This is a genomic window from Lamprobacter modestohalophilus (assembly GCF_016583905.1).
Taxonomy (GTDB): domain Bacteria; phylum Pseudomonadota; class Gammaproteobacteria; order Chromatiales; family Chromatiaceae; genus Lamprobacter; species Lamprobacter modestohalophilus.
In genome coordinates, this window is the sequence record NZ_NRRY01000135.1 from 1 (window position 1) to 2,726 (window position 2,726).

Here is a 2,726-nt window from a genome sequence, read left to right on the forward strand (position 1 = left end):
CTTGCGTCGACAGCTCAGCCGTCGCTTTGGCCCGTTACCACGCTGGGCCGCGCAGCGCATCAGCGCAGCCTCTGAAGCGCAGCTCGACACCTGGCTGGATGACATTTTCGATGCGACCAGCGTCAAGCATTTGCTCGGCGATAAGGGCGAGCGCCATTGAAAAGAACATGTTCGTGAGGCGATCACGTTTGATGTCGTGGCATGTCCTCCGTGATGCCGGCCACTGCTCCCCCGTCATTCCGGCCACCCCCCCTCCGTCTGCTGACCTACAAATCCCAGCACGAAGCGCTCACCGCTTGGACCCTTGATGAGCTGATCGGCCACTACGTCAACTACCGCAAGCTCAGGCTGAGCCCCGACGGTAAGCGCCACCGGCCAAACGCCTTCGGCCTCTACGCCGTCGCCACCCGCTGTCCCAAGGCACTGCAGCGCGAGCACCCACTGACCCCAACCGCCTGGGAAGGCGTTTATGAGCTCCCCTGGGGCGGACAGCCGGTGCGCCTGATCGTCCTGAACGCCATCGCCAAGCATCCGCGCAACGCGCCCTGGGAACTCTTTGCCAGCGAGCAAGATCGCATCCGCCAAGGGCTGATCCACTACCGCGCTCGCCATCCGCATCCAAGTCGGGGTGGACACTGGGAACTGCTCGAACGCATGCACCTCATCTATCAACGGGAGAATCTTGAGATGGCCTACACGATGGAAGACTTTCTCCGCGAGACCCATGAACTGGTGCTCGCCAACATGACTCCAGAAGAGCGGCTTAAGGGGCTTGAACCTGAAGAGCGTCTCAAGGGGCTTGATCCGGACGAAATACTTCAGCGCTATGATCCCGAGGAACGCCTCAAGGGGCTCGAACCTGAAGAGCGCCTCAAGGGGCTTGATCCTGCCGCCATCGAAGCCTGGTTAGCCAAGCAGCGCAGGGACCATTAGAGGCTATGGCGCGGCAACCTCTTCCAAGGCGCTGAGGCCGGCCCCGACGGCGCTGGTGCCCAGCACCTGGAGATCGGCTTCCCGATCGCCTCCCTCCAAGCCCTGGTCATCACCCATGTGCACATCGACCACGTCGGACGGCTGCCCTATCTGCTCGCCGCCGGCTACCGCGGCCCCATCCTCTGCAGTCCCGCCTCTGCCGAGCTGCTGCCGATGGTGCTCGAAGACGCCCTCAAGGTCGGCTTCACCCGCAAGCCGCGGATGGGGACCGCTTAGCGCCGAGCGCGACCGCTGACGGCGTCGCGCCGAGCACCGCCAGTGGCGTCGTGCGGCCACAGCAGACCGCGCAGCGCGTCGTCTTCTCCGGCGACCTCGGCGCCCCGCGCCACGACATCCTCTTCGTCGGCTACCAGGCGGCCGGCACCCCCGGGCGCGACATCCAGCGCTATGGACCACGCGGCGGCTACGTGCAGCTCGACGGCCAGCGCTACCCCATCCGCGCCCAGGTGCACCGCATCGGCGGCTACTCCGCGCATGCGGACCAGCAGGATCTGATCGACTTCGTCAGCGGGATTTCGACCCCACCAAGGGAGATCCGCCTCGTGCATGGGGATGCGGGGGCGAAGGCGGCGCTGCAGGGGATGCTCAAGGCAAGACTGCCGGGGACGCAGGTGGTGATTCCTTGAACGCCTGGGAGCACGAGGCCGGGGCCATCGACACCGAGCGCTCGCTCGGTTTTTTCGTGTTTGGACTCAGGTTTTGATGCATCTCTCTAAGCCGCCGCAGTTTGTGCGGCGATGAGGCGTTGGTCTTTGCGGTGCTTGGCCCGTCCGTCATTCCGGCCACTTTCCCACCCGTCATTTTAACCACTCCAGGTTGCTATCACTTTCTGCTAGCATCGACAGCATAAAGAACAGGCACCGCAAAACGCTGGAAGCCATCTTTCGCACCCCGACCAGTGCCTCGATCGTGTTTGCCGACATCGAGGCGCTGGTCGTGCACCTGGGTGGCGCGGTATTGGAGCGAGAAGGATCGCGGGTCAAGCTCGTGCTGCAGGGCATCCAGTGGCGCTGTCACCGCCCGCATCCGGGTAAGGAAGCCAAACGATACCAGGTCGAAGAAGCCCGCGTGTTCCTGCGGCGGGCAGGAGTCGAGCCATGAACAGCATGACCTACAAGGGCTATACGGCCCGCATCGTATTCGATGAACGCGACGATATCTTTACCGGTCGGGTACTGGGTGTGCGTGACATCATCAGTTTTCACGCAGATTCGGTGGCCGAGCTGCGCGCTGCGTTTACCGGAGCGCTCGACGACTACCTGGCCGACTGCGCCGAACAGGGCATCCGCCCGGAAAAACCGGCGTCTGGAAAGATCATGCTGCGGATTCGTCCGGAAGTACACGCCGCTGCCACCCTTGCAGCACAGACTGCCGGCAAAAGTCTGAATCAGTGGGCTGAAGAAGCATTCGAACGCGCAGCGCAGGCGTAGCCGGACATCGGGCTGGCGCGCGAACAGCTGGGTTGGGAGCCAACGATTGCGCTGCGAGAGGGGCTGCGGCCGACGATTGCCTATTTCGAGGGGCTGCTGTCTTCTTCCGTCGGATAATCCGGCCACTTCCCCCCTCCGTCATTCCGGCCGCTATCTCGCTCGTCATTCCGGTCACTCTCCCCCGTCATTCCGGCCGGGAAGCCGGAATCCCGTGCAGGGAAAGCAACCTCGCAGCAAACACCAAAGCTCAGCAGGTTGCTGCCCGCTCACCATCCATGGCCTAGGTCCCGGCTTCCCGGCCGG

Annotated in this window: 5 protein-coding genes; all 5 read left to right on the top strand. The window is 63.6% G+C overall.

Going from position 1 to position 2,726, the window contains the following annotated elements; all coding sequences use genetic code 11:
- The first annotated feature begins 201 nt into the window (after nt 1–201).
- The 5 genes from CKO42_RS26300 to CKO42_RS26320 all read left to right on the top strand — a co-directional run bounded on the left by CKO42_RS26300 (nt 202) and on the right by CKO42_RS26320 (nt 2,423).
- A complete protein-coding gene (locus CKO42_RS26300) occupies nt 202–933 on the top strand; it encodes a hypothetical protein (protein WP_200252365.1) in 732 nt (243 codons plus the stop codon).
- Nucleotides 934–1,017: 84 nt separating this feature from the next.
- A complete protein-coding gene (locus CKO42_RS26305) occupies nt 1,018–1,209 on the top strand; it encodes an MBL fold metallo-hydrolase (protein WP_420844347.1) in 192 nt (63 codons plus the stop codon).
- Nucleotides 1,210–1,259: 50 nt separating this feature from the next.
- A complete protein-coding gene (locus CKO42_RS27755; RefSeq protein ID WP_420844346.1) occupies nt 1,260–1,619 on the top strand; it encodes an MBL fold metallo-hydrolase RNA specificity domain-containing protein in 360 nt (119 codons plus the stop codon).
- Between the two features lie 283 nt (nt 1,620–1,902).
- Nucleotides 1,903–2,094 carry a type II toxin-antitoxin system HicA family toxin gene (locus tag CKO42_RS28105; RefSeq protein WP_207148840.1) on the top strand — a complete coding sequence of 64 codons (192 nt, stop codon included), beginning with the start codon at nt 1,903–1,905 and terminating at the stop codon, nt 2,092–2,094.
- A complete protein-coding gene (locus CKO42_RS26320) occupies nt 2,091–2,423 on the top strand; it encodes a type II toxin-antitoxin system HicB family antitoxin (RefSeq protein WP_200252368.1) in 333 nt (110 codons plus the stop codon). Before CKO42_RS28105 ends, CKO42_RS26320 begins: the two co-directional genes overlap by 4 nt.
- Nucleotides 2,424–2,726 lie beyond the last annotated feature (303 nt).

Excerpts from the sequence above, each read along its gene's own strand:
- CKO42_RS26300 (WP_200252365.1), top strand. The coding sequence starts at position 202 with ATGTCCTCCGTGATGCCGGCCACTGCTCCCCCGTCATTCCGGCCACCC.
- CKO42_RS26320 (WP_200252368.1), top strand. The coding sequence starts at position 2,091 with ATGAACAGCATGACCTACAAGGGCTATACGGCCCGCATCGTATTCGAT.